This window comes from Streptomyces sp. SPB074 (assembly GCF_000154905.1).
GTDB lineage: Bacteria > Actinomycetota > Actinomycetes > Streptomycetales > Streptomycetaceae > Streptomyces.
The window spans coordinates 1,944,651-1,949,353 of the sequence record NZ_GG770539.1; the positions used below are offsets into that span (position 1 = coordinate 1,944,651).

Here is a 4,703-nt window from a genome sequence, read left to right on the forward strand (position 1 = left end):
ACGCGCCGCGCCGGCCGCTCGGGAGGTGTGCGCGCGGCAGGGGGTGCCCGCCGTGTGCGTGGAGTCGGGTGTCGCGGGGCTGCTGCCGGAAGCGGAACGCCTCGCGCGGCCGGTCCAGGAGCGGCTGCGCGGGGTGCGGGGGCTGCCGGCGCGGTACGACGCCCGGGGGACGGCGCACCCCTACCCCCAGGCGCCGGGCCTCCTGCCGGGCCAGGACTTCCGGCCCTCCGGCCTGACCGAGCCCGAGCGCTACACGCGGGACCTGGCCGCCGCGCTCCTGCCGTGCTCCGGCACACAGTCCCGCGACGGCCTCGCCACCGAGAACGCCGTCATGTCCTGGCTCACCGGGGAGCGCGACGGCTACACCACCGACGCGGAGTCGGCCGCCGCCGACCGCAGGCTCCGCGCCCTGCGCCCCGCCGCACGCGCCGACTGGCTCACCTCCTACCTCGGCGACCGCGCCGCCTGCCACGCTCCGCGCCGGGGAAAGGTCCCGGGCCTGTGAACCGCGTCCCGCCACTGACGGGCCCGCGCCTGCACGCCCGCGCGCACCACGTTCCCGGCGTGCTCCTGTTCCTGCTCGCGAACGCGCTGTTGTGCGCCGTCGTGAGCCGCACGGTCGAGGCGTATCGGGACCCCGGCCGGCTCACCCCCCTCGTCGCGCTCGGCCCGCTGCTCGCGGCGAGCGCGCTGGGCGGGGCGACCCTGAGTCCCCTGCCCGAGATCGCTCCCACCACCTCCCGCCCGGGACCGTGGCCCCGCCTGGTCCTCTACCTCGCGCTCGCGCTCACCGGGGCCGCGCTGCTCGCGCTCGCCGTACCCGGTGGGGGGACGGGGGCGCACGGCTACGGTCCGGGGGGCATGGCGCGCAACGTGCTCGGTGTCTCGGGGCTGGCCGCCGTCTCCGCGGTGGTGCTCGGCGCGCGGCTGAGCTGGCTGCCGGTGCTCGGGTGGGGGACGGCCGTCTTCCTCGGCGGCGCCGCGCCGCGCCCGTACGCCGCGGTCGCGCGCCTGTGGGCCTGGATCGACCAGCCGGCCGGGGACGGCCCGGCGCTCGCCGTCGCGCTCCTCTCCTTCCTCGCGGGCGGCGCGCTCTACGCGGCGAAGGGGGCGCGCCCCGTGCGGGGGTGAATCCGTTTGCCGGGCCGGGGACCGGGGCCGGAGGATGACGGTCGCGATCGATCATGGAGGTACGCGCGATGAGCATCGCTTCGCCGGACGAGGAGTTCCCCGGCGCCCGCTTCGGCCCCGGCCCCGGCACACCGCCCGAGGTGCTCGACCGGCGCGAGGGCCCGTACGGCGAGGTGGTGCTGCGGCGGCACGGGGACCTGCTCCAGATCATCGCCAACGGCACGTTCCTCATGGACACCTCGGACGGGCGCTCCGAGCGGCTGCTGGTCGACGCCGCGCTCGGCGCGCTCGGCGCCCGTCCCGCGCCCTCGGTCCTGATCGGCGGGCTCGGGGTCGGCTTCTCGCTCGTGCGCGCGGCGCAGGGCGCGCGCTGGGGGCGGATCGTCGTCGCCGAGCGCGAGGAAGCGATCGTGGAGTGGCACCGTACGGGCCCGCTCGGCGCGTACACGGCGGGGGCGCTCGCCGACCCGCGCACCGAGATCCTGCGCACCGACCTGGTCGCGTACCTGCGCGAGGACGGGGAGCGCTTCGACGCGCTGTGCCTCGACATCGACAACGGCCCCGGCTGGACCGTGGACGAGGGCAACGCGGGGCTGTACGACGCGGCCGGGCTCGCCGCCTGCCGGGAGCGCCTGACGCCCGGCGGGGTGCTCGCCGTGTGGTCGGCGCGGCCTTCGCCCGTCTTCGACGGCGCCTTGCGGAATGCCGGGTTCCAGGGGGTGCGTACCGAAGAGACACCGGTTGCCCGGGGCGTTCCGGACGTCGTGCATCTCGCCGTGCGGCCCGCATAGCTAAGCGGCGCCCCGTGCCCGTACGCTCTGACGGACCGCGGACCCCCCACCCCCGGCCCCGTGTTGTCGGCCGGGCGCGCGCGTCGGACACACGTGTACCCGTGCGCGTTCCCGCGAGTGAGCAGGCTCATGTCTGGCCTCGCGGGCTCGGGGCAGAAGCGGAACGGACGACACACGTACCTTCAGGGCGGGGCGATGGAGCAGACACAGACCTCCCACGGCGGCGCGGCGACGGCCGCCGGGGCACAGCGGCGCGTCCTCGTGGTCGAGGACGACCCGACGATCGTGGACGCGATCGCGGCCCGGCTGCGCGCCGAGGGCTTCCTGGTGCAGACGGCGCAGGACGGGCCCTCCGCGGTGGAGACCGCCGAGGCGTGGCAGCCGGACCTGCTGGTCCTCGATGTCATGCTGCCCGGTTTCGACGGGCTGGAGGTGTGCCGCCGGGTGCAGGCGCACCGCCCGGTGCCGGTCCTGATGCTCACCGCGCGCGACGACGAGACGGACATGCTCGTCGGGCTCGGCGTGGGCGCGGACGACTACATGACGAAGCCGTTCTCGATGCGCGAGGTCGCCGCCCGCGTGCACGTGCTGCTGCGCCGGGTCGAGCGCGCCGCGCTCGCCGCCGCGACGCCGCGCAGCGGTGTGCTGCGCCTCGGTGAGCTGGAGGTGGACCACGCGCAGCGGCGGGTGCGGGTGCGGGGCGAGGACGTGCACCTGACGCCCACCGAGTTCGACCTGCTCGTGTGCCTGGCGGGGACCCCGCGCGCGGTGCTCTCGCGGGAGCAGCTGCTCGCCGAGGTCTGGGACTGGGCGGACGCCTCGGGTACCCGTACCGTCGACAGCCACATCAAGGCGCTGCGCCGCAAGATCGGCGCGGAGCGGATCAGGACCGTGCACGGCGTGGGCTACGCGCTGGAGACCCCGGCGTCGTGACGCGGCGGGGCGGGGTGCGGCGGGGCGTGGCGCCGCGGGTTGTCGCGCCGTGGGTCGTGACGCGGTGAAGGGGCGCGGTGCGGGGGCGCGGGCTCCCGGCCGCGCGAGGGGGAGGAACGTGATGGCCAGGTACCAGGACGGGGCCGGGACGCGGACGCGGCCCTTCCCGATCAAGGCGAAGCTCGGCACGCTCGTCGTGCTCTCGGTCTTCATCACCACCGGGCTGCTGCTCGTGGCCCTGCGCACCGACACCGAGCTGCGGTTCATCACGGTCTTCTCGGTCATCGCGACGCTTTTGATCACGCAGTTCGTCGCGCACGGCCTCGCCTCCCCGCTCGCCGAGATGACGACGGTGGCCCGGGCGATCTCGCACGGCGACTACACGCGGCGGGTCTCGGGCGCGGACCGGGGCGACGAACTGGGTTCGCTCGCCGAGACGATCAACCGCATGGCGGACGACCTGGAGGCGCAGGACCTGCACCGCAAGGAGCTGGTCGCGAACGTCTCGCACGAGCTGCGCACCCCGATCGCGGCGCTGCGCGCGGTGCTGGAGAATGTCGTGGACGGCGTCTCGGCCGCCGACCCGGAGACGATGCGCACGGCGCTCAAGCAGACCGAGCGGCTCGGGCGGCTCGTGGAGACGCTGCTCGACCTCTCGCGGCTCGACCACGGCGCGGTGCCGCTGCGCGCCCGGCACTTCGAGGTGTGGCCCTACCTCTCGGGCGTCCTCAAGGAGGCGCAGCTCACGGGGGCCGCCGTCGCGCGCCGCAAGCTCGCCTCGGACTCGGGCAGCCACACACGCAGTGACGTCGCGCTGGCCCTGGACGTCTCGCCGCCGGAGCTGACCGCGTACGCGGACCCGGAGCGGCTGCACCAGGTCGTGGCCAATCTCATCGACAACGCGGTCAAGCACAGCCCGGCGGCGGGCAAGGTCACGGTGCGGGCGCGGGCGGGCGCGGGACCGGACGCGCTGGAGCTGGAGATCATGGACGAGGGGCCGGGCATCCCGCGCTCCGAGTGGCACCGCGTCTTCGAGCGCTTCAACCGGGGCGCGCTGCCGCACACGCAGAAGGCGGGCTCGCAGGGCGGTGACGGCGGTACGGGGCTCGGTCTCGCGATCGCGCGCTGGGCGGTGGATCTGCACGGCGGGCGTATCCGGGTGGCCGAATCAGCACGGGGCTGCCGAATGCACGTCACCCTTCCGGGGAAGTCGTTGGACGAGCAGTTGACGTAGGCTGCTTGGGGAGCCCGTTCCTCCGCATGTGAACAGGTCAGGAGCGTCGCGCCGGGTCGATCACCCGGTTCGGGGCCCGGGCCCGGGCACGTACCGGAGCCGGGCCGCCCAGCCCCCGGCGGGAAGGCCCGCCGCCGGCGCGCCGACGACGTCGCGGGGGCCGGAAGCGCAGGTCAAATCCACGGTTGTTTCCCGCCAATCACAGCGGCGAAACACCTTCTGCGATGTGACTTACGCGACGGATCACCGGCCCGGCCTGCATCCGCGGGCCCCGGAGGCGTAGCCTTTATTCCCGCTGTCCATCACCTTGTGAGAAGCGGAAGAGGGCGGTTACCGCCGTGTCGCCACAGTCCCCCAGTAACTCGACGAGCATCTCGACCGAGCCGGTCGGCCAAGGCAAGCAGGGCGCCGACCCTGCCGCCGCCTTCGGCGCGAACGAATGGCTCGTGGACGAGATCTACCAGCAGTACCTCCAGGACCCGAATTCGGTCGATCGCGCCTGGTGGGACTTCTTCGCCGACTACAAGCCGGGCAGTGCCCCGGCGCGTACGAGCACGGACGGCGCCCAGGCGCCCGCGACCCCGGCACCGGCCCCGCAGTCCCCCCCCGCGCCG

The 4,703-nt window shown here is 74.9% G+C and carries 5 protein-coding genes and 1 pseudogene; all 6 read left to right on the plus strand.

Annotation, left to right across the window (positions count from 1 at the left end; all coding sequences use genetic code 11):
- Positions 1 to 505 (plus strand): annotated as a pseudogene (locus tag SSBG_RS07760) (hypothetical protein); the annotation flags it as partial.
- Positions 502 to 1,131 carry a hypothetical protein gene (locus tag SSBG_RS07765; protein WP_050776736.1) on the plus strand — a complete coding sequence of 210 codons (630 nt, stop codon included), beginning with the start codon at positions 502 to 504 and terminating at the stop codon, positions 1,129 to 1,131. The pseudogene SSBG_RS07760 and the gene SSBG_RS07765, both read left to right, overlap by 4 nt.
- Before the next feature lie 68 nt (positions 1,132 to 1,199).
- Positions 1,200 to 1,922, plus strand: a complete 723-nt coding sequence (locus SSBG_RS07770) for a spermidine synthase (RefSeq protein WP_008745644.1) — start codon at positions 1,200 to 1,202, stop codon at positions 1,920 to 1,922.
- Between the two features lie 195 nt (positions 1,923 to 2,117).
- On the plus strand, positions 2,118 to 2,855 hold the full coding sequence (locus SSBG_RS07775) for a response regulator transcription factor (protein ID WP_008745645.1): 738 nt from the start codon (positions 2,118 to 2,120) through the stop codon (positions 2,853 to 2,855).
- A gap of 121 nt (positions 2,856 to 2,976) precedes the next feature.
- Entirely contained in the window at positions 2,977 to 4,089 is a 1,113-nt protein-coding gene (locus SSBG_RS07780; protein ID WP_008745646.1) for a HAMP domain-containing sensor histidine kinase, read from the plus strand.
- Between the two features lie 338 nt (positions 4,090 to 4,427).
- Positions 4,428 to 4,703 (plus strand): 2-oxoglutarate dehydrogenase E1 subunit family protein (locus SSBG_RS07785; RefSeq protein WP_037869193.1); only part of this gene is annotated, 276 nt, incomplete at its 3' end.

What these genes read in the sequence shown, in the direction of transcription:
- SSBG_RS07775 (WP_008745645.1), top strand. Translation starts at nt 2,118, where the DNA reads ATGGAGCAGACACAGACCTCCCACGGCGGCGCGGCGACGGCCGCCGGG.
- SSBG_RS07780 (WP_008745646.1), top strand. Translation starts at nt 2,977, where the DNA reads ATGGCCAGGTACCAGGACGGGGCCGGGACGCGGACGCGGCCCTTCCCG.
- SSBG_RS07770 (WP_008745644.1), top strand. Translation starts at nt 1,200, where the DNA reads ATGAGCATCGCTTCGCCGGACGAGGAGTTCCCCGGCGCCCGCTTCGGC.